At 36.5% G+C, this 21479-nt stretch carries 24 protein-coding genes; 9 read left to right on the top strand and 15 right to left on the bottom strand.

Translation table 11 applies throughout. From position 1 onward, the window contains the following. Window positions 1-2 precede the first annotated feature (2 nt). The 6 genes from BXY75_RS13325 to BXY75_RS13300 form a co-directional block, all read right to left on the bottom strand. On the bottom strand, window positions 3-914 hold the full coding sequence (locus BXY75_RS13325; RefSeq protein ID WP_121908258.1) for a DUF6268 family outer membrane beta-barrel protein: 912 nt from the start codon (window positions 912-914) through the stop codon (window positions 3-5). 12 nt (window positions 915-926) lie between these two features. Continuing rightward, window positions 927-1853 carry a mechanosensitive ion channel family protein gene (locus BXY75_RS13320; protein ID WP_394347378.1) on the bottom strand — a complete coding sequence of 309 codons (927 nt, stop codon included), beginning with the start codon at window positions 1851-1853 and terminating at the stop codon, window positions 927-929. Window positions 1854-1860: 7 nt separating this feature from the next. Continuing rightward, on the bottom strand, window positions 1861-3171 hold the full coding sequence (locus tag BXY75_RS13315; RefSeq protein ID WP_121908256.1) for an ABC transporter permease: 1311 nt from the start codon (window positions 3169-3171) through the stop codon (window positions 1861-1863). A gap of 8 nt (window positions 3172-3179) precedes the next feature. Beyond that, window positions 3180-4106 carry an ABC transporter ATP-binding protein gene (locus BXY75_RS13310; RefSeq protein WP_121908255.1) on the bottom strand — a complete coding sequence of 309 codons (927 nt, stop codon included), beginning with the start codon at window positions 4104-4106 and terminating at the stop codon, window positions 3180-3182. 266 nt (window positions 4107-4372) lie between these two features. Next, window positions 4373-5485, bottom strand: coding sequence for a molecular chaperone DnaJ (dnaJ, locus tag BXY75_RS13305; RefSeq protein ID WP_121908254.1), 1113 nt, complete (start codon window positions 5483-5485; stop codon window positions 4373-4375). A gap of 85 nt (window positions 5486-5570) precedes the next feature. Beyond that, window positions 5571-6110 (bottom strand): nucleotide exchange factor GrpE, encoded by a 540-nt coding sequence (locus BXY75_RS13300; RefSeq protein WP_121908253.1) that lies wholly within the window; start codon window positions 6108-6110, stop codon window positions 5571-5573. A 157-nt stretch (window positions 6111-6267) separates the two neighbouring features. On the opposite strand from BXY75_RS13300, the gene BXY75_RS13295 reads away from it, so the two are divergent. Continuing rightward, entirely contained in the window at window positions 6268-6933 is a 666-nt protein-coding gene (locus tag BXY75_RS13295) for a YceI family protein (RefSeq protein WP_121908252.1), read from the top strand. Between the two features lie 105 nt (window positions 6934-7038). Here BXY75_RS13295 and BXY75_RS13290 read toward each other — a convergent pair whose 3' ends face one another. The 3 genes from BXY75_RS13290 to BXY75_RS13280 form a co-directional block, all read right to left on the bottom strand. Further along, a complete protein-coding gene (locus BXY75_RS13290) occupies window positions 7039-7944 on the bottom strand; it encodes a TIGR01777 family oxidoreductase (protein WP_121908251.1) in 906 nt (301 codons plus the stop codon). Between the two features lie 197 nt (window positions 7945-8141). Continuing rightward, window positions 8142-8807, bottom strand: a complete 666-nt coding sequence (gene mnmD, locus BXY75_RS13285) for a tRNA (5-methylaminomethyl-2-thiouridine)(34)-methyltransferase MnmD (protein ID WP_121908250.1) — start codon at window positions 8805-8807, stop codon at window positions 8142-8144. 3 nt (window positions 8808-8810) lie between these two features. Further along, on the bottom strand, window positions 8811-9335 hold the full coding sequence (locus BXY75_RS13280) for a DUF4920 domain-containing protein (RefSeq protein WP_121908249.1): 525 nt from the start codon (window positions 9333-9335) through the stop codon (window positions 8811-8813). 110 nt (window positions 9336-9445) lie between these two features. Here BXY75_RS13280 and BXY75_RS13275 point away from each other — a divergent pair, with 110 nt between their 5' ends. Then, entirely contained in the window at window positions 9446-10513 is a 1068-nt protein-coding gene (locus BXY75_RS13275) for a branched-chain amino acid aminotransferase (RefSeq protein WP_121908248.1), read from the top strand. A gap of 75 nt (window positions 10514-10588) precedes the next feature. Here BXY75_RS13275 and BXY75_RS13270 read toward each other — a convergent pair whose 3' ends face one another. Next, entirely contained in the window at window positions 10589-10978 is a 390-nt protein-coding gene (locus tag BXY75_RS13270; protein ID WP_121908247.1) for a pyrophosphohydrolase domain-containing protein, read from the bottom strand. Window positions 10979-11589: 611 nt separating this feature from the next. Further along, window positions 11590-13629 carry a dipeptidyl-peptidase 3 family protein gene (locus BXY75_RS13260; protein WP_121908435.1) on the bottom strand — a complete coding sequence of 680 codons (2040 nt, stop codon included), beginning with the start codon at window positions 13627-13629 and terminating at the stop codon, window positions 11590-11592. A gap of 217 nt (window positions 13630-13846) precedes the next feature. Between BXY75_RS13260 and BXY75_RS13255 the strand changes: the two genes are divergently transcribed. After that, on the top strand, window positions 13847-14893 hold the full coding sequence (locus tag BXY75_RS13255; protein WP_121908245.1) for an SRPBCC family protein: 1047 nt from the start codon (window positions 13847-13849) through the stop codon (window positions 14891-14893). A 3-nt stretch (window positions 14894-14896) separates the two neighbouring features. Then, on the top strand, window positions 14897-15268 hold the full coding sequence (gene crcB, locus BXY75_RS13250; RefSeq protein WP_121908244.1) for a fluoride efflux transporter CrcB: 372 nt from the start codon (window positions 14897-14899) through the stop codon (window positions 15266-15268). On the opposite strand, the gene BXY75_RS13245 is transcribed toward crcB, so the two are convergent. Continuing rightward, a complete protein-coding gene (locus BXY75_RS13245; protein ID WP_121908243.1) occupies window positions 15265-15867 on the bottom strand; it encodes a DUF1684 domain-containing protein in 603 nt (200 codons plus the stop codon). The two genes, crcB and BXY75_RS13245, sit on opposite strands and share 4 nt — an antisense overlap. Before the next feature lie 71 nt (window positions 15868-15938). Between BXY75_RS13245 and BXY75_RS13240 the strand changes: the two genes are divergently transcribed. From BXY75_RS13240 to BXY75_RS13225, 4 genes are all read left to right on the top strand, one after another. Then, window positions 15939-16586: a hypothetical protein gene (locus BXY75_RS13240; protein ID WP_147437284.1), complete on the top strand. Its 648-nt coding sequence runs from the start codon at window positions 15939-15941 to the stop codon at window positions 16584-16586. Next, a complete protein-coding gene (locus BXY75_RS13235) occupies window positions 16586-17221 on the top strand; it encodes a hypothetical protein (RefSeq protein ID WP_121908241.1) in 636 nt (211 codons plus the stop codon). The genes BXY75_RS13240 and BXY75_RS13235 overlap by 1 nt, the downstream gene beginning before the upstream one ends. A 194-nt stretch (window positions 17222-17415) precedes the next feature. Beyond that, window positions 17416-18666, top strand: coding sequence for an MDR family MFS transporter (locus BXY75_RS13230; protein ID WP_121908240.1), 1251 nt, complete (start codon window positions 17416-17418; stop codon window positions 18664-18666). Between the two features lie 5 nt (window positions 18667-18671). Next, a complete protein-coding gene (locus BXY75_RS13225; RefSeq protein ID WP_121908239.1) occupies window positions 18672-19445 on the top strand; it encodes a DJ-1/PfpI family protein in 774 nt (257 codons plus the stop codon). Here BXY75_RS13225 and BXY75_RS13220 read toward each other — a convergent pair. Continuing rightward, a complete protein-coding gene (locus tag BXY75_RS13220) occupies window positions 19442-19882 on the bottom strand; it encodes an Lrp/AsnC family transcriptional regulator (RefSeq protein WP_121908434.1) in 441 nt (146 codons plus the stop codon). The genes BXY75_RS13225 and BXY75_RS13220 overlap by 4 nt on opposite strands. 169 nt (window positions 19883-20051) lie before the next feature. Here BXY75_RS13220 and BXY75_RS13215 point away from each other — a divergent pair, with 169 nt between their 5' ends. After that, the gene (locus BXY75_RS13215) at window positions 20052-20408 is read left to right on the top strand and encodes a hypothetical protein (RefSeq protein WP_245962972.1); all 357 of its coding nucleotides are present in this window, start codon (window positions 20052-20054) and stop codon (window positions 20406-20408) included. A gap of 17 nt (window positions 20409-20425) precedes the next feature. Here the strand turns inward: BXY75_RS13215 and BXY75_RS13210 are convergent, their stop codons facing one another. Beyond that, window positions 20426-20887, bottom strand: a complete 462-nt coding sequence (locus tag BXY75_RS13210; protein ID WP_170152897.1) for an RES family NAD+ phosphorylase — start codon at window positions 20885-20887, stop codon at window positions 20426-20428. An 11-nt stretch (window positions 20888-20898) separates the two neighbouring features. Continuing rightward, the gene (gene parS / locus BXY75_RS13205; RefSeq protein WP_121908236.1) at window positions 20899-21390 is read right to left on the bottom strand and encodes a type II RES/Xre toxin-antitoxin system antitoxin; all 492 of its coding nucleotides are present in this window, start codon (window positions 21388-21390) and stop codon (window positions 20899-20901) included. Between the last annotated feature and the right edge of the window lie 89 nt (window positions 21391-21479).

Below are 21479 nucleotides of genomic sequence, written 5' to 3'. Positions count from 1 at the left end.
GTTTAATATTTAAATTTTATTCCAGTTCTAAAATATAGCGAATTTTCATCGTTAATAGAATATACTTTAGCTCCATCTTTATCTTCCAGTCTGAAATTGTTATAAAGCGTATGACCGCCATAGGCATAGTACAATAGGTGTTTTGTAAAAAAGTGTTCGTATCCCAAGCCGGCAACAACATTGGTCATTGAAATATTATCTGCGATACCAGTCTGGCCCGATTGCACCGGAAAATTTTGCTGTATGTTAGCAGAAAAGTTATCTAATGTTACAAATGCCTGCAGTGCGTCCTTATGATTATCATTGAGATAGTAACGAAGGTTACTTTTTGGCACTCCTATAGTATAAGTCCAATTTGGCCTGAATTCTTTGTTTAAATTAATTAATGGTAGCGGATAATTTCTGCCCGGCGTTGTAGAATATGCAAGTCCTAAGATGAGTCTGGTCTTTGCATCCGGTGAATCTTCGCTATTAGACCAAATGGCATAGATTGCACCATCGTAAACAATATCATCACTCACCAGGCCATCATTAAAATCGGATCTTATACTAACACCTCCTTTAACACCAATTCGCCAATAATCTGTTAGTTTCCAAGTATAACCCAGATACAGGTCCATTCGTTGAACTGCGTTGGTCACTCTTCCACCAAAAGCCTGAATTGCGGCAATATCCTGGGCGTCTTTTATTTGAATATCGGTATATCTGTATTCTATTCCTGTTACTAAGTAGTTCTTTTTTTCTCTACTCAGTAAGAAAGGAACCTGTATTAAAGCTCGATAGCGCTGAATAGAATTATTTGAATTTGAAAATGGTACTTGTAAAAACTCAATTCTTGCTAAATCTGTACTTTGTGCATTTAATTTAGTGAGCAGACAAAGTAATAGTATGTAGAATACTAGCTGTTTTTTCATATAATTTTTTAATTAATCTTCCAGCATCGAGTTGGAAGAATCTTCTTTTACTGGCTGAGTGAACAAGTGAACATCTCTTTGTGGAAAAGGAATAGAAACTCCATTTTCTCTAAAAAGTGAATCTATACTAAAACGAATTTCACTTTTTATACGAGGATCGGCGAAACTATCATTCACAAAAAAGAGAACGCTAAAATTTAGAGAAGAGTCTCCAAAGTCTTCAAATAATACAAATGGCTTAGGAGATTTTAACACACCCTTCTGATTTTCAACACTTTTAAGCAGAAGATTTTTTACTTTCTCTGTATCACTTCCGTATGCGACACCAACACTTACAGATTCTCTGGTAGTGCGGTGGTTTTGGGTGTAATTATATATTGTTTCGGTTATGAATTTATGATTCGGAATAATCACGATTTTATCATCTCTAGTTATAGCTCTAGTTGTTCGAAGCTTAATTTCAATAACGCGCCCCACTTTCCCATTTATTTCCACAATATCTCCTACTAAAAGTGATTTGTCAAGAATAATAAAAATACCCCCAATTATATCTTGAAAAAGCTCCTGTAAGGCGAGTCCTAGTCCAACTAACAGTGCGGCAGATGCGGCTAAGAAAGGAGTGACGTTAATACCTGCCAAACTTAAGGTAGCAAAAACGACAATAACGTAGGTAATATATTTTATAAACTTAAAGACACTGATAAATTTATTCTTATCGGTAGCGTCCATTTTACGGGTGAAGAGCATTCGTATCCACTTCAGAAGAAAACTGGCAACCACAAATGAGAAGAGCACTAATATCAATAGACCTACGGTGATATTAATTTCCTTATTCCCGCTTCCGAAGTGAAAACCAAATTCTAGGAATTCTCGAATACCTCCCCAAATATCATCAGTGACAACCTCCTTAATCTGCTCAGTAACATTTTCCTGCACTATCTTATTTTTAATATTTTAGCCATTTGATTAATTCTCTGTAACTAGGCTTTTTACCATACATTAAAATTCCTACCCGATAAATCTTTGCTGCAAACCATACCGTTCCTATAAATGTAGCAAATAAAATGATTAATGAAATTATTTGCTGCCAAATAGGGACACCAAACGGGATACGCATGAGCATCACCACCGGCGATGTAAACGGTATATACGAAAATACCTGTGAAACGGTTCCGTGTGGATTATCGATCACAGTAAAAAACCCAACATAAATCGCGAGAATCAATGGCATTATTATAGGTAGCATAAACTGTTGGGTATCTGTCTCACTATCTACAGCTGCCCCAATGGCAGCATACAACGACGCGTATAATAAATAACCTCCTATAAAGAAGAACAGAAACATGATTGTTAAATTAACAATTGGTAGATTATTAATTTCCATAATCACATTCCGCGCAATTTCCTGAGTGCCACCATCAACTGCCTGATTAATCACTTCCTGTTGCGGCGTTTGAACTGTCGAAGGGTCGATACCAAAGATACCTGTGATCACAATGCTAAAAACACCCAATAATATTACCCACGCTAAAAACTGTGTAATACCTGCGAGAGAAGTCCCAATAATTTTCCCAAGTAGCAATTTCATTGGCTTTACAGACGAAATGATCACTTCTATAATTCTACTGGTCTTTTCTTCAATTACAGAGCGCATAATCATATTTCCGTAAATGATGATAAACATAAAAAGCAAGTAACCTGCGACGCCACCAAAACCGAGTTTTAAATAAGAACCCATCTTTGAAGTTTCCTGTCCTTTAAAAGTCTCTTGATGCGCGTTCACCCGAATATGTAACTCACGAATTACTTCTGAATTAATTCCAGCGTCCTTTAATTTTAAGGAATTCACTTTTCGTTCAACTACATTTTCCACTTCATTCATTATTTGCAAAGAAGGAGAATCTTCTGAATAAAATGTCACCCCTTCCGCCAGGGTTTCAAGGTTTTCAGAGTTTGGAATATAAAGAAGTCCGTAATTTTCAGATTCTTCACTTATTTGCTTTGCTTCGGAAAGAGATAGCTTATCAAGTATGTTATAGGAAATTGTGGATGTATTTTCGAAATCTTTCAGAAACAAACCACTTTCATCTAAAACTGAAACGATACGTACCTGATCGTTATTTAATTGCGATAAATAAGCCACCAAGCTAAAGATTCCAACCATAATCAACGGACTCAAAAACGTCATGATTATAAAGGACTTGTTGCGTACCTTATTTATATACTCTCTCTTTATAATTAATGGAAGATGATTCATTAGTTGTGTTAGTTATTTTTTACTGTTTCAATAAAAATATCACTTGCAGAAGGAATCACTTCAACAAAATGATTCAATTGACCTTTGGAGGTTAAAAAACTCACAAGCTCATTTGGCGAGGCTTTTTCCGGTATTTTTATTTTATACTGCAATTCGTCATTAATGCTTTTAAATGAGGCTGGAGAAACGTCAAAACGCTCTCTTATTAAGGAGTTTACAGCTTCTTTATTTTCAGTAAGCAACCCAACTTCGTAAGTGTTAGATCTGTATGCTCTTTTTATATCTATAAGTTTCCCATCCAGAATTTTATTGGATTTATGAATTAACGCGATATGATCACACATTTCCTCTACAGATTCCATTCTATGTGTGGAAAAAATAACGGTTGCACCTTCGTCTCTTAAATTTAAAATCTCATCTTTAATTAGATTCGCGTTTATAGGATCAAAACCGCTAAAAGGTTCATCGAAAATGAGCAATTTTGGTTGATGAAGTACAGTAACAACAAATTGAATCTTTTGCGCCATACCTTTGGAAAGCTCCTGAATTTTTTTGTCCCACCAATCACCAATTTCCAATCTGTCGAACCAATATTTAAGACGTATTTTGGCCTCTTGCTTAGACAGTCCCTTTAACTGAGCTAAATACAAAACCTGTTCACCTACTTTCATGGTTTTATACAAGCCTCTTTCTTCAGGCAAATAACCTATATGTCGAATATCATCGGGCGCCAATGGTTTTCCATCGAGAAAAACCTCACCCGAATCTGGCATTGTAATTTGATTAATTATTCTTAAAAATGTTGTCTTCCCTGCTCCATTGGGGCCTAAGATGCCAAAAATACTCCCTTTGGGAACCTCTATTGAGATGTTATTTAATGCTTTATAGGGTCCAAAAGATTTTGAAACATTGGTCGCCTTTAAAAGTTTTTCCATAATTTTTTAGTTGTGTAAATATATCGAATTGCTCAGGAAGCCGATAGTCAATTAAGAGTAATTTATGCTATTTGTAGTAAAACATTCTCCTTTGTTACGTCCTCCTGCTTTCTATTTTATAATTGCTTTACCCTTAGCACTTAAAAGCAAAACCCACCCTCCATTTGCATGGAGGGTGGGAAAAAATTGCTATGAAAAAGAAAAATTATCACTACTTAGAAGTAGCGATATCCAAATATAAACAAAAATATCAAATTAACGTTTATTTAAGAAAACATATCTTTTACTTTCTCGAAAAATGACTTGTCTTCCTTTTCTGGCTTTGGCTGAAAATGGTCGTCATTACTCATCTTTTCGAAAAATTCTTTTTGTTCTTTGGAAAGTGTTTTAGGTGTCCAGACATTTATATGAACTAACAAATCTCCCGTTCCGTATCCATTAATACTTGGAATTCCTTTATTTCTAAGTCGAAGAATCTTCCCACTTTGGGTTCCCGCATCGATTTTAATTCTTACTCTTCCGGTAACTGTTTCTATTTCTTTAGAAGTCCCTAATGCAGCTTCAGAAAAACTCACATAAAGGTCGTAATGTAAATTATCACCCTCCCTTTGCAGGCCTTCATGAGGTAGTTCCTCAATAGCTACAAGTAGATCTCCGGGGATGCCATTTCCAGGCGCATCATTTCCTTTCCCGCTAACTTTTAATTGCATTCCATCAACCACTCCCGCCGGGATTTTAATCATCACCGTTTCTTCTACAGACAACATTCCATCGGCATCGGCATTGGTTGGTTTTTTATCGACTATTTGCCCTGCTCCACTACATGTACTACAAGTCGCAGACGTTTGCATTCGTCCAAGAATCGTATTCTGGATTCTCGTTACTTGCCCACTTCCGTTACATGTACTACAAGTTGTATATGTAGTCCCCTGAGCTACCTTTTTACGTTTTACTTTTATTTTCTTTTCAACTCCATTCGCTATCTCCTCTAAAGTAAGTTTTACGCGAATACGAAGGTTACTCCCTTTCACAGTTCGGCGACCACCGCCACCAAAACCACTAAAGCCGCTAAAACCACCACCTCCGCCAAAGATATCACCAAACTGACTAAAGATATCATCCATATTCATTCCGCCGCCGCCGAAACCACCACCACCTTCAAAGGCTTGATGTCCAAATCTGTCGTAACGAGCTTTCTTATCAGCATCACTCAACACCTCGTAGGCCTCTGCTGCTTTTTTAAACTGCTCTTCCGCCTTGCTGTCGCCTGGATTTTTATCAGGGTGAAATTCTATGGCTTTTTTGCGATATGCCTTTTTAATCTCGGCAGGTGAAGCACTTTTAGATATCCCTAATATTTCGTAATAATCTTCTTTCATCAGTTACTATGTTGTTTTTGCTGAAGTCTTTTTAGAATTCTTTGATGATCCACATCTATTTTGAATATGGAAAATACTCATCTATTTATTGTCCGATAACTACTTTAGGAAAACGAATTACTTTTTCACCTAAGGTATATCCTTTTTCTAAAACGTCGATCACCTTCCCTTTTAGATCATCGTTCGGAGCCGGAATTTGAGTAACCGCTTCAAGTATTTCAGCATCAAAAACATCTCCCTGTTTAGTATCGATACTTTCAAGACCTTTAATACGAAGTGCTTCTACCAACTTATTGTTGATTAATTCAACACCAATAAGCAGGTTTTTATCATCGCTCTTTTCAATCTCCTTCATAGCGCGATCGAAATCATCCAATACCGGAAGTAATGAAACCATCACATCCTGACTAGCTGTTTTAAAAAGCTCGATACGCTCGCGGCCTGTTCTCTTTTTATAATTCTCGAATTCAGCAAAAAGACGCAAGTAGCGATCCTTCTCTATTTGTAAATCGTTCTGTGCCGCCTCCAAAAGTTCTAATTCAGTATCGTTTTCTGATACCTGACCTTCTTCCATTACTACTTCCTCTTCAACCAAATTTTCGATGTTTTTATCTTTCTTGCCCATAAATGACATACTTTTTTCTGTTTTTCTGAAGGATGCAAAAGTACTGCCATTTCTTTATAAATGTCAAAATGTCACAGAATTATTTTATTAATCCTTTAAGACAAATCTTCAGAAGAGATAAATACATTTGCCATTCAAACCATAAACACATAATATAATGAAAAAGTCCATCTTAAAAATTTCACTTATTGCTTTTATTTCTTTGGGAGTAGTATCCTGCAAAGACAGTAAAGACAAAACAAATGAAGCAACAATCGAAGCTGCCGAGGCTAGTAACACGGCAACCGACTATACTGTTAATACTACCAATTCGGTGATTAGCTGGGAGGGTAATAAACCAACCGGTTCGCATGTGGGTAACATCAGATTATCAGCAGGAAGTATTTCAATCAATAAAAATGAGATAGAAGCAGGAAATTTTACCATCGATATGAATTCTATCGTGGATAAAGATCTGGAAGGCGAGGATAAAGCAAACCTTGAAGCCCACTTAAAAGGTACAGTAGCGGGGAAAGAAGGTGATTTTTTCGATGTGAATACTTATCCTACAGCTACTTTTGAAATAACTAATTCAACTACTTCAGCACCTGGTAAAACCACAATTAAAGGAAATCTTACTATAAAAGATAAAACAAATCCGATCGAGTTTCCAGCAACCATCACCCTTACAGAAGGAAAATTACTTATAAAGAGTGAAACTTTCAGCATTGATCGTACAAAATGGGGTGTGAATTACGGTTCGAAATCTATTTTTGACAACCTTGGAGATAAGTTTATCTCAGACGAAATGAAATTAACTGTAGAACTGCATGCTACAAAATAATTGACAATATTGTTGGTTTGAACCCGGTCGAAGTCAGTTAAATATGGCTTAAAAAATTATCGTCCGGGTTCAGGTCGACATTTGCAGTTATATTACACAATTAATCTAGGACAATAAGTTAGTTGTAGCCGCATCAATATTCGAATACTTGAACATATAACCAGTTTGCTCGATTTTACTGGAACTTACCAATTGACCCTCGGTCACCAGACCTGCCATTTCTCCTAACATCAATTTTAAAAGAAATTTTGGAATATTAGGCATCCAAAGTGCAGCATCAACTTTTTTAGCAATGAGTTTTGTAAGCTTGGTATTAGTTACCGGAGTAGTAGCGACCCCATTGTAGACGCCCTCGAGTTCTTCTTTTATGATAAAGAAATACATTTCAACCAGATCTTCGATGTGAATCCACGACTGCCATTGTTGTCCATCACCAAGAGGTGCTCCCACACCCATTTTAATTGGTTTAATAATTTTTGGAAAGGCTCCCTCATCCTTCGCTAGTACCATACCTGTTCTTAATATCGCTACATCCATTCCTAATTCCCTAAATCTCGATGCCGCTTCTTCCCATGCAACAACAACCTCTGCAAGAAAATTTTGTCCAACAGCATCACTTTCTTCTGTGTACAATGCGGTTTCCGAAGGAGGATAAATCCCAATCCCACTGGCCGATATAAAATGAGTTACATTATGTTCACATCCCTTGAGTGCGGTAAAAAGTAAGTTTGCAGTTTGAACTCTACTTTTGATAATTACACGTTTATAGCTTTTTGTCCAGCGTTTTGCAATGTTGGCCCCTGCCAGATGAACAATTGTAGTCACACCTTCAAATGCTTCTAAATCGATATCATTTTTGTCAGGATTCCAGTAAAAGCCTTTGTAATCACTTTCGTTTTCGATTTTTTCTTTCCGAGTAGTTAAATAATGAACATTTATACCTTCAGCGCGGCACTTTGCAGATAATCTGCTACCTATAAATCCTGTAGCCCCGGTAATTAAAACCTTCATTTTTATTTTAAATTTACGAGATAAACTAATGATTGGCAAAGGTCTTAACGCAACATTATGATTGATAGTTGTTTTTATTTATTGAGCGAAAGAATACCTATGTTAGATTTCAAATGAAGTAAATGTAAAATTACTTATCGCTTAAAATAATTACTTAACAGCACGGAGCATTTGAGAAAAAAAATCTCGAATACTCCTTACTTAACAGCGCGGAGCATTTCACGTTTTCCTGGGGGGCCTGGGAGACGTTCGGTTGTAAATCCAACGGTTTGCATTGCTCTACGTACACTGCCTTTCGCAGCATAAGTCACCAATACACCTTTAGGCTTTAAAGCATCATACATTCTTTGGAATACAGCTTCTGTCCATAGTTCAGGTTGTACTCGTGCACCGAAAGCATCATAGTAAATAAGGTCGAATTCTGAAGTTGCTTCAATTTCTGAAAAGAACTTTTTCTGTTTCCTTAGTTGAAAGTTTTTATGTATTTCTGAAGGCTTTTCCCATACAGATGTATGTAGTATTTGGAATTCATCTTCCGAAGCATTTATTAAGGAAGGATAATTTAATTGTGCTATTTCTGAAGCCGATACAGGATATCCCTCCACACCGGTATAATCAATTTTCCAATCGCGTTCTATAGCTTGTTGAAGGGTTAAATACGCATTGAGTCCCGTTCCAAATCCGATTTCGAGTATGGAAATGGACTTCGTATCCCTTTTCTCCACAGCATAATGTAAGCCTGTCTTTATAAAAACATGCACGGCCTCAGCAATTGCACCGTGTTTAGAATGGTATTGCTCATTCCACTCCGGAATATGAATAGTAATAGACCCATCTCCGGTGGTTAAGAATTCACGTTTCAAATTTTACTGCTTTTCCGGGCTTTCTACTTCCGGAATTAAGACTCCATTAGAAACAAACGACAAGGTGCGTTTAGGCTTTGTTATTGCAGCAATTTCTTCTGGTGATTTTCCAGCATCTTCAGCATAGTGACGTTGCTCGTCAACGCTCACTTCTTCCACAAATGCTTTTCCTTCAACGATCACTTTCTGTCCTGCAATATCTTTAGGCATAAAGAATCCGTAGTCTTTAAACTTCACCATAGCCTCTTCTTCGCCCATATCCATGCGCATCCAACAGCCTTTACTTTGGCAAACAGATTTTACTTCAGATTGAAACTTTAGGTTTAAAGTATCACCCGGTTTTAAACTTTTGAAACGCTCCTGAATTTCAGCGTCATTTAGTACATTTTCAGCTGTAATCTTGTCACCAAAAGATTGGTAATTAACGGCTATCTCTTCTGTTTCAGAAGAAACGACTTCCTTCTTTTTATCATTGTTACAACCAACCGCAAACAGTGCCATCAAGGCGACAAAAAGTATGTTTTTCATTTTAAGATATTCAGAAATTAATAATAATATAAGTTAAAGCAAATTTATCATTTTTTTAGATTTTTTGTGGTTAATATTTTACCTATTTTTGTAGACTAACAACCGTTCACATGAATAAAGTCACACAAGATCAAATTAAAGTCCAAAAAATAGGAACCTCAAAAATTGATCAAGTCGATTTCAATAAGCTGTTATTTGGAAAAGATTTTTCAGACCATATGTTTGAGTGTGATTATATTGACGGTAAATGGCAAAATCCGACTATCCGTCCTTTCGGCCCTTTAACACTATCGCCTGCCGCGAAAGTGTTTCATTACGGGCAAGCTGTATTCGAAGGAATGAAAGCATATAAAGACGATAATGGCAAAGTATTTCTTTTCCGCCCGGATGAAAATCAGAAGCGAATAAACAAATCAGCTGTAAGAATGGCAATCCCGGAATTCCCGGAAGCTCTTTTCTTTGAAGCATTGCATAAATTAATCGACCTGGATCGTGATTGGATTAAACCCGGAAACGGAAACTCCTTATACCTCCGACCATTTGTTATGGCAACACAAGCTGGAGTATCGGCTTCGCCATCGGATGAATATAAATTCATGATATTAATGTCACCAGCGCAGGCCTACTATACTGGTGATGTACGTGTCGTTATTGCAGAGCATTACAGCAGGTCTTCTAATGGAGGAGTTGGAGCGGCAAAAGCAGCAGGAAATTATGGTGCACAGTTCTATCCAACAAATTTAGCCCGTGAAAAAGGATTTCAACAAGTGATCTGGACCGATTCAGATGAGCACAAATATCTGGAAGAGGCAGGAACCATGAATGTTTTTTTCAGAATTAACGATACGCTCATAACTGCACCTATCAGTGATCGTATATTAGATGGGGTGACTCGTAAAAGTGTGATCGCTCTTGCAGAAAAAGAAGGAATTCCAATAGAAGTACGTCCGGTATTAGTTTCCGAAATAGTCGCAGCAGCTAAAAATGGCACACTAAAAGAAATCTTCGGAGCAGGTACTGCCGCCGTTATTAGTCCGGTGAGTGCCTTTGGTTACAAAGAAGATGTGTACGAGCTTCCTTCTACAGATGGAGGTTATTCTACTAAGTTTAAAAAAGCATTAATGGATATACAGTACAACCGAAGTGAAGATACTTTTGGTTGGAGATATGAGATTTAGAACCCTCATTTAACCCTCATCCTAGCCTTCTCCCAATGGGAGAAAGAATCATTTAAGGTTTCATATTTTAGTGCTTTATTCCTTTTCCAGAATAGCTTTGATGTTTGGCTTAAAATAATTTGGGCCTTTCAATACTTTTCCATCTTCCCGGAAAATTGGTTTTCCATCAGTTCCCAACTTACTCATATTACTACGTTGAATTTCGTTAAAGACTTCCTCAATTTTATGCTGCATTCCATGTTCAATAATGGTTCCACACAATATATAGAGCATATCCCCTAGGGCATCTGCTACTTCCACAAGATCGTGGTTATTTGCTGCCTCCAGATACTCTTCGTTTTCCTCCCGCATTAGCTCATAACGCAAAAGGTTCTTTTTAATGTCTAAATCGGCGGTTGGATTATTCTCAATCCCCAATCCGAAAGCGGAATGGAACTCATGTACAGCTGCTATTTTATTTTTCATATAATTACCTGAATTTCTACTTTACAATTTATACTATTTCATTTTATGGCGTTCCCCTCCTTCACTAAGGTTCGGTGAGTCGCGCTTTCACTTCTCGCTTTTTTCATTTCCGCTCTGGCGAAAATAAAAAAGAGCTCAGACAAACCGTTCTATCGCTAACGCAAATGACTTTCAGGCAAATTCCAAAAGCCAAATCTCAAATTCCATATTCCATATTCCATATTCCATATTCCATATTCCAAAAAACGAAATTAAAACACCATCATCATCTCAGTTTTTGTAAACTTTATTAGCGAATAAAGAATCGAGACGTAATAGTAGTAGGTCTTTACAAATTTGTATTTTTGCAATCGTAAAACTACAAATTTATGTTCAGTACCGGTCAATTGGTCTTCGCCATTTTATTTTTTATCGGATTTGTAATCTTAATAATCTTTAGTTACCGGAAAGACAAGATGCTTCACAAAAAACATTACAAAGGCAGCTTTTGGATATTAATTGGCTTTATTGTTTTTGTATTGCTTTTACTTGGAATAAAGACATATTTAAAAGGATAAAAAAAACCTCCTTGCTTTCACAAGGAGGTTTTTGCTTCCGAAGAAAAAACGAACTTAGTTCTTCTCTGGTAAATTATTGTAGTTTTTAGAATATTCCATCATCTGTGATGCAAACGATTCAGGCTGCTCTATACTAAAGCCTTCAATCTCTCCACTGTCGCTCATATCTGCAACGATTACAGGATTTACAAATCCACTGTAAGGAGCTGATGTAAACTGCTTATTACGCTCTAAAACCTCAGCATGAATTGCTTGATCAACTTTTACACCGTAACCTTCAACCAAAGCTTCCACAGCAGCGTAATCACCTTCAGACTTAATACGTTGTGTTTCACGTAATAATTGTCCGAATAGACCATGTAACTTATCGTAATCATTGATCTTGAAATAGGTTTTTCCATCACGGGTCACCTTTTCAATAACGTTGTCAGCTTTTCCTTTTTCATAAGCCCAGGCAGATACCCATTGACGATTACGCATATGTGCTTCTTCCACGTCGTCACCCAAATTCAAACGAATCAATTGTGTCATCATTCCATTTCTGATATAACCATCGTAAGCAGCTCTTCCTACCATTTTCCAGTCATCCACCAATCCAAGTTCCTGAATTTTAGGATTGTATAGATAATAAAGACCTACTAAATCTGCACGACCTTCTTCCAAAGTAGAAGCATAATTTTTTAGCGTCTCCTTTGTTTCACCAACTCCAGGGTTTAATTGTCCTGAAGCATGCCCGATTACTTCGTGCAAAGCAGTATGCAACTTATCACCTACCTGCCCGTACTTTTCTTCCAATTCAAATTCTTCTTCGCTGTTTACATATTCTTTTAAACGTCCAGAACTTCCAGCGTTGTTATAAGCATGAATGATATTCCCTAAAGAAACCGACTTACTTCCAACCTCAGCACGAATCCAGTTTGCGTTTGGTAAATTCACGCCAATTGGAGTACTTGGTGAAGCATCTCCAGCCTCTCCAGCAACATTCACAACTTTATAAGAAACTCCTACAACATTCTTTTTTTTGTGCTCTTCCATTAAAGGTGAATTATCTTCAAACCATTGAGCATTTTCAGAAAGAACAGCCATTTTTTCAGACATATCAAAATCCTTAATCTGTACAATTGTTTCGTAAGAACCTCTATATCCTAATGGATCGTTATATACCTCAATAAAACTATTTATATAATCTACATTACCATCGGTAGCAGCAGTCCAAGCTACATTATAGTCATCCCATGTTTGTAAGTCACCTGTCTTATAATACTTAATCAACAGACCTAAAGCATCACCTTGTGCTTTATTTTCGGCTACTCCTTGTGCTTTTTCTAACCATTCTACAATCTTATCGATCGCAGAACCATAAAGTCCGCCAGACTTGTAAACACGTTCCTTCAATACACCATTTTCTTTTACCAACTGAGAATTTAAACCATATGATAACGGCTTTTTAGGATCTGGAGATTTCTTTGCTGCATAAAACGCTTCAACATCCTTGTTAGTCACATTCGGTCCATAAAAGTTCACTGCAGAAAGACCTACATTGTCAACTCCTTTTCCTTGATTTACTTTTTTAGCATCTTTATCGTTAAAAATCACCTCAAAAGCTTCTCCTTCTAGCTTAGTACTTGTAGCTGCAAGTAATTCTTTTAAGTATTCTGAAGAAAAATCAGGTTTCATCTTATCATTAGAATAATGATGATGGATCCCGCTTGAGAACCAAACTCTTTTCATGTAAACTTCGAAGTTTTTCCAATCTTCTGAAGCCTTATCGCCATCGTAGTTTGCGTAGATATTCTCCAACGCTTTACGAATCGTAAGGTTATGTCGATAGTTTTGGTCCCAGATGATATCTCTACCTGACAAACCTGCTTGAGTAAGATAATATACCAGCTTTTGTTCCTTCAAGGAAAGATCATCCCAACTTGGAATCTGATACCTCAACACTTTAATATCGGAAAATTGCTCTACCAAATAATTAAAATCATCGGTCTTCACCTCGGCAACTTCCGGCTCCGGCATATCTTTAGTTCCTTCTTTACAAGAAAATAAAAGGGCAGTACTCATAGCTATCGCTATAACAAAAGTATTCTTCATTTTATTCATTTTTAGTTTTGACAAATGTAACAAAATAATAGAAGTGATTATCATTCCGAAAATTTGTTTAAAATATGCTGCAATACCTTAAAAAATAGCCAACTAACGGGTTTAAGCAATAATAATTTCATTTCAACACATAATGATTTTTTTCAGATTCAAAAGGAAGGACAAAAATTGATTATCTTTAACATCTATAATCTAATTCCCTATAACCATGAAAATTTTAAAGTATCTATTCTTTCTTATTCTAATCGTATTAATTGGCGGTGCCATCTATTTTGGAACCAAGGACGGAAACTATGATATAACAGATACAAAAGTAATTAAGGCTCCTGCAGAAGTAGTATTTAACATCGTAAATGACTACAAAACATGGGAAGAATGGGGACCCTGGAAAAAAGAAGACTCTACTATGATTCTCACCTATGCCGAAAAAACTGAAGGTGAAGGAGCGTCTTATTCCTGGAAAGGCGAAATGGATGGTTCCATGACTACAACGAAGGTAATCCCAAATAAAGAAATTGAACAAGATCTCACCTTACTTACGCCCGGAGGTGAAAGAAACCCCAAAGTATACTGGAATTTTGAAGAGGTTGAGGGAGGCACGAAAGTCACTTGGGGCATGAAAGGAGAACACCCTTTAATGGATAAGGTTTATTATGCGACTAGTGATATGGATTTTGACTCACAAATGCACGAAATGAATCAAAAAGGACTAGAAGGTCTTGAAACTCTTGTAATGAAAAAAATGAATGAATATTCTATTAATGTTGATGGTGTTACTAATTATGGTGGAGGTTATTATATGTATAACACTACCTCATCAATGCAAAGTGATGTCGGTCAGAAAATGGGCCCAATGTTAGGGCAGGTATCGGGATATATGCAAGAAAACAACATTCAAATGGCAGGAATGCCTTTTACAATCTACAACCAAATTGATGAAGCCAATGGAAATGTGATCTTTTCGGCTTGTATTCCTGTGAGGGAAAAAATTATCACCCCCGCAGGAAGCCCTGTTCTTTGTGGTTTTATGCAGCCCATTACAACTATAAAAACTACGTTAAAAGGAAAATACGAGCATCTGCCTGAGGTATACAAAGAAGCGAAGAAGTACATAGCCGAAAATAACCTGATAATTCACCCTACTGCCAAAATGTTTGAGGTGTATAGTACCGATCCGGGAGAAGTGCCAAATCCGGCTAACTGGTTGACCGAAGTCTATATTCCAATCCTTGGAAGTGGAATTAGTAATAATTAATTCATGAAGCAATTACTCCTTGTCTTTTTAGGTGGCGGCTTGGGTAGTTCACTCCGATATTGGATTGGCACTTTACTTAACAGCCCAAAAGATGGGATTCCATATGGCACCTTTGCAGCCAATATAATTGGAAGCCTAATTATTGGAATAATTTTAGGAATTGCACTCAAAAACAACTCCCTATCGAATAATACGGTGTTGTTTCTAGCCACTGGATTCTGCGGCGGATTTACGACCTTTTCAGCATTTGCGTACGAGAATCATGTTTTCCTGAAATCCGGAGATCTTACTTCCTTTGCCTTTTATACCTTCGGAAGTCTCGTTGTTGGGTTTGCCGCTGTGTTTTTAGGAATGTGGCTTACCAAACTAATTTAGTGCTTTCCAAAATCTTTTACACCAGCTTCAATTCTAATAAGAAGATCGTTCTGTTTAGGTGGAATCGGACAAGAATACTTAATACTATATGCGCAATACGGATTATAAGCTTTATTAAAATCTATGAATATTGTTTTTCCTTCAGGAATGCGAGCGTCCAAAAATCTACCGCCTCCGTAAGATCCGTCACCGCTGGTTAGGTCTGTAAAGGGTAAAAACAAATAATCTTCATACCCTTCTTCTTCATAGGGAGTAGTACTTTGAAATAAATCCAGCTTAAACTGTTTCCCGTCTATTTCAAATTGTGCTTCTCCGTATTTTACATATTCCGGAAGACGATCTGTGGTAGTTGGCATAAGAAAAGGTTTCTCATCTGGAGTGCGATTAAAAATGGCTTCAACTTGAAAATCTAAGTTTATAGGGTAATACTTTAATTCCTTAAAGTCTTTCAAATCCTTCTCGTCCAAAATTGAAGTTTCAGGATCAGCAAATTTCTCGCTTTCTGAGATTTGATAGGCTTTAATTTCATCAATAATTTCCTGTTGTGCCCAAATCGTATTCGCAATTAGCAGCAATATTAAAATTATATGCTTTTTCATAAAAGAACATTTTCGTAAAAATATAAAACTAATTAAACTTCTGTATCTTTATCCCTTCTGAAAAAATTTCAATGTATTTAAAAAGGAGTTTCATCATTTTTATTTTGCTTCAAATAAGCATGGTGTCGCTTTACGGACAGCATATTGGGCTTCATAAAAAATCCTTGAAAGTCCTTGCTTCCGAAGAAAAAATAAACGTCATTTTTGCTTACGACGAACTCACCTTCGATGGGCGTTATATTTCCGAAAAAGACTTCCTAAAAATCACCACTTCAAGAATAAGTAATAGAGAAAATTCTTTGGTAGCTAATCAATGGAAAGCAGATTATCTCAAAGCCAAAAAGATTATCTGGCCGGAAGCTTTTATCACCGAATTAAACACTGCCTTAGGGCAATATAGAAACGCACCCGCCTTTGTTTTAAACGATCCTACCACCAAATATACCATGGTAATTCATACATATTGGATGGACTTTGGATGGGATATCGGGCTCATGAAAAGACCTGCGAAGGCGACTATGACTATCTACTTTTATCTTTCATCCGATCCTGAGAATTTTATCGCTTCTACCAAGCTGAAAAAGCGAGAAGGTTTAGTTGCAGATAGCCGTTATGGTAATAATTTAGGCTCAATTCCATCACTCGAAAGCATGCAACATGTCTACGAACGAATTGCCCCGGACCTGGCGAAAGCCCTTAAAAGAATTGTAAAAAAATAATGAAGCAACTTACCACTAGTTTATTGGCAGCATTCTGCCTCCTATCAACTTCCATTTTAGCACAACACATCGATATCGATAAAAAGGCACTTTCTTTTTTGGCTTCGGAAGAAACACTCAATATTCAAATTGACTTTAACGGAGTAGTGATTGATAATAACGTCTCGGAATCAGATTTCCTTGTAAAAATGCATAAAAAAATAGTAAACCATAGAGATCAAGCTGAAGCAGATCAATGGGCTAAAGATTATGTTGAGTTTAAAAACGAAATTTGGCCAGCTACGTTTATTGAAGTCTTAAATAATAAACTGAAAGATTATAAAAATGCACCTCAGTTTATTGAGAACAATACTGATGCTAATTATCTTCTAAAGGTTAAAATACCATGGATGTATTATGGGTATGACGCCGGAATTGTAAATGAACCCGCAAAAGTGACCATGCTTTTAGAATTTTCGAAAAGTGATGCTCCAAACGAGCCACTATTTACAACCGAAATTAGTCGTGCCATGGGAAAATACAATAAAACCGATGGCGATGGTGAAGGTGTTGGCCCCAGCTTAAATAGGATGCGAAAAGCAATAACAACAGCTGCGTATAAACTTGCTAAGGCACTAAAAAGAGTTGTAGATTAATTCCGAATCGATTTTTTTGCTACATTTGACACTCAGAAAAGTAGAAATGAAAAATTACTTATATACCAGAACATGGACCACAGATCGTGAATCACGATGCCGGTTTCGTATGTGTTGATTATAAGTAAATAGAATATATCAATATAGAAACGTCCGGCCATTTAGCCGGACGTTTTATATTTATACTACCAATCATGAGAAAAATATACCAAAACTACATAAGTAATTTTCAAGGCCTTTCGAAAGAGATTTGGCTCTTGTCTCTCGTTACATTTATTAATCGAGCCGGTGCCATGGTGATACCTTTCCTATCACTTTATCTGGTAAATTCGAAAGGATTTACATTACCGCAGGTTGGCTGGATAATGACATCTTTTGGATTAGGATCGCTTGCTGGAACCTGGTTGGGTGGTAAATTAACAGACTCTATTGGGTTTTATAAGGTGATCGTTTTCAGCTTATTTATAAGCGGGGTAGGATTTATACTGCTTCAGTTTATTGATACATTTTACGGTTTTTGTGCCGCGATATTTTCATTGATTTTTGTTGCCGACGCCTACCGACCTGCCATTTTCGTAGCAGCAGATACCTACAGCAAACCGGGAAATGTAACTCGAAGTATAACCCTCATCCGATTGGCAATTAATCTTGGGTTTTCAATAGGGCCGTTAATTGGTGGAATTATTATCGCCAGTATTAGTTACACATCATTATTCTGGATCGACGGAATTACATGTATCCTAGCATCTGTAGGTTTGTTTTTACTTCTGAAGCCAAAAGAATCAAAAGAAGAGTTGAAAGGAAAGGCGATTGTAAAAGAAGGTATCTCACCCTATAAAAACGGGGTTTATATGTTATTCTTTATAATTATGGTAGCGAACGGAATTATGTTCGTACAATATTTTAGCGTAATGCCGCTATACTATGAACAGGCCCATTTTCTAACCGAAGACCTCATCGGGTGGCTATTCTTTATTAACGGTGCGGTAATCGTTATTTTTGAGATGCCATTAATCGCTTGGTTAGAAAAGAAAAAACTATCTAAAACCATGGCAACATTCTGGGGAATCGCTCTATTAGCCATAAGTTTTATTGTCCTAAATGTAAGTTCTTGGAGCGGAGTTTTGGTCATTGCTATGTTACTAATGACGCTTGGTGAGATGATAGGATCTCCCTTTTCGAATGCATTGGCATTAGAAATGTCTCCAAAAGGCCGAAAAGGAAGCTATATGGGATTATACAGCATGAGTTTTTCGCTATCCCATATTTTTGGACATAATGGCGGCATGAATATGGTAGACAGCTTTGGGTATACCAATACCTGGAACTATATTTTCATCTTTTTAGTAGGTATAGGTGGTCTGTCTCTTTGGTTGCATTATTTATTAAAAAAACCTTCAGAAGTAGTACCTTCGGATGGAATAAAATGCAAAGCTAACGTTTAATATATATGAATATAAAGTATGTTCTTTTAGTTGTTTTCTTCGGAATTATCTCTTGCGGAAATCCTTCGGAAAAGAAAGATGTAGCGAATACTTCCGAAGTAGACATCATAGAAAATAGTAAGGTTTTTCCGAAGCTCGACACTTCGCGATATAATGTAGGTTTTTTAATAATGGACGGAGTTTACAATACAGAACTCACCGCACCTTTCGATATTTTTCAACACACTATTTTCAGAGAAAATATAAAGGCAATGAATGTGTTCACCGTTGCGAATACCGATAAACCTATTCGCAGTTTTGAAGGCATGCGTATTCTTCCAGATTTTAATTATCTAAAAGACAGTATTCCTATCATCGATATTCTGGTTATACCAAGTGCCGAACATCATCTCGACAGCGATCTAGAAGATCAGGAAATGCTTAATTTTGTGAGACGAACTAACAAAGATGCCCAATTTATGACTTCACATTGTGACGGAGCATTCGTACTGGCAAAAGCTGGATTGTTAGATAAGACTGTTTCTACCACCTTTCCTTCAGATATAGATGCAATGCGAGCAATGTTCCCGAAATTGGACATCAGGAAAGATGTCTTGTTTGTACATGATGGAAAATACATTACCTCAGCAGGCGGTGCCAAAAGTTTTGAAGCTGCTCTCTATTTGTGTGAGTTCTTGTATGGCAAAGAAATCGCTCAATCTCTAGCTGGAGGCCTCGTAATTGACTGGGAACTTGAAAATGTGCCGCATTTAATTATTGAAAAGACCGAATCCCATTAAATTGGTTTTATTTTATTATTCGCAACTACATGAGAGAGCACAATCTGTGTTTTAGTTTCTCCATAAGTAATTAACTGATCGATAAAACTTTCGAGGTGTTTTTGGTTTTTAAGAACAACTTCCATTACAATATTTTCATTCCCCGTTATTCTATAACAATTGAGGACTTCATCGTAAGTTTTTACCTTTTCCAGGAATGGCTTTAACTTACCCATAAAAGCACGTAAGGTGATAATCGCTTTTAGTTGATAACCTGTTTCGAAAGGAGAGACCATGGTTTTATAAGAATGAATAACCCCCGAATCTTCCATCTTTTTAATACGTTCATTTACTGCAGGCGAACTTATACCAACACGTCTACCAATCTCCGCATTAGACATTCGCGCATTCTCCTGCAAGCAATTTAAAATATTCCAGTTTAGTGAATCTATTTTCATTTGTACAATTTTACGTATTAAAAACATAAAAATTAAAGCAAATATACGTTTTTACTTTAAAATCGATAGTTTAATATGAAAACTTGTCACTAAATTTGAGACTCTTTGATAAAAGAATAATTAGATAACAATGATACCGGTAATGCCCAACAAATTCCCCCAATCACCTATGTACAAGAAGGCTATGGATATATTTACACTATCCCGAAATATTTCTTCTTATCTGGTGCATGATTTAGCGTCTTTACATTCTAATGGCTCCGAAGATCCGAACATTTATTTTACAGGAGATATTGTACAACAATCTATTTCTTTAGCTCCCGAAATCCTTAAAGCTGAAAGTCAGCCTTTCGCAGAAGAAAAGCACAAATACGCCGCTTCTGTGATTCGCTTAACGAATTCTTTATATAAAAACTGTGAGCGTTTGGAACGTTCTCATAGTAATGGTAAAGACTTTCTTCCTATGCTTAGAACTGAAATTAAGAAATTCAGGAAACTACAACGTAGCTGGATGCTAACTTTATAGTATCCTTATCTAAGACATTATATTTTTCTTAAAAATCTTGAATCGAATTTAAGCGAACTGCTTGTTACTATTTTTAATTCCGAAAATAAGGTGTGATTTGGGTTGATTAGAATATTGCGTTCTTGTTTTAGAACTGCAGAAGGTACTGAAAGCCCTAAACTGCTTTCCGAAGTCAACCATTTAGAACCATGCACCTGCGTATTTGCAGTAAACGGAACAGCATTCCATGTTTTGATAGACCTTTCCGGATTAAATATTGTAACTGCATCATCAGGGACGCTGACTTCTAAAAAAGAATAGTCGCTGTCCAGATACTTAAAATCCATATGCACTAAAATTTCGAGAATACAGAGCGACAAATGTTCAGAAAAATACAACATTGCATCTCCGGGTTTATTCCAACGCCCTCCAAATAAACGGGCACCTTCTCCACTAAGATCTTTTATAAATTTGTTTTTTGTAGCCCTGTATAGTTTCAATACAATATCGATTAAGAATAAACACCCTGTTCTATTCTTCCCAAAATATCTTTGATAAGTTTTGTGCCAAAACTGGTATCGAGATAATCCAGCGGTTTTTTATAGTTTAAAACACGAATTTCACTATTTACCCAATGACTAAAATTCTCTATAGACCCTAATACTTCGATACCACGGCTTATAACTTCGGCAATTTCAAGAATTTGCTCAGTGCTATAAACATTGAGTAACTCATTATCATTTTTACGTTGTATTGTTCTATGTGAAACATGAATAAGGTTACTCATTTTTTCCATAGAAATACCTAAAATATTACTTACCGTAGCAACCACCGATTTTGGCAAACCTTTACGCGTAATTTCTATTAAATCGATATCACTATTGATGACCCGCCCCACTTGCACACTACCACCCAAAACACTTACTATTCTATCGTATTTGTTTTGAAGCCCGTAGAAAACTTTTGGCTCTTTGGTTAAGTTTTGAATTTTTAAATTTCTCATGACCACGACATTTGACACAAATATACTATTTTTTGTCGTGTTTAAAAAATTATTCTTAACCTTTTCCCCTATATTCTAGCATTTTACAT

The sequence above is a fragment of the Ulvibacter antarcticus genome, from assembly GCF_003688405.1.
GTDB lineage: Bacteria > Bacteroidota > Bacteroidia > Flavobacteriales > Flavobacteriaceae > Ulvibacter > Ulvibacter antarcticus.
Note: the sequence above shows the minus strand (reverse complement) of the source record. Positions and strands in the feature narration are given on the sequence as shown.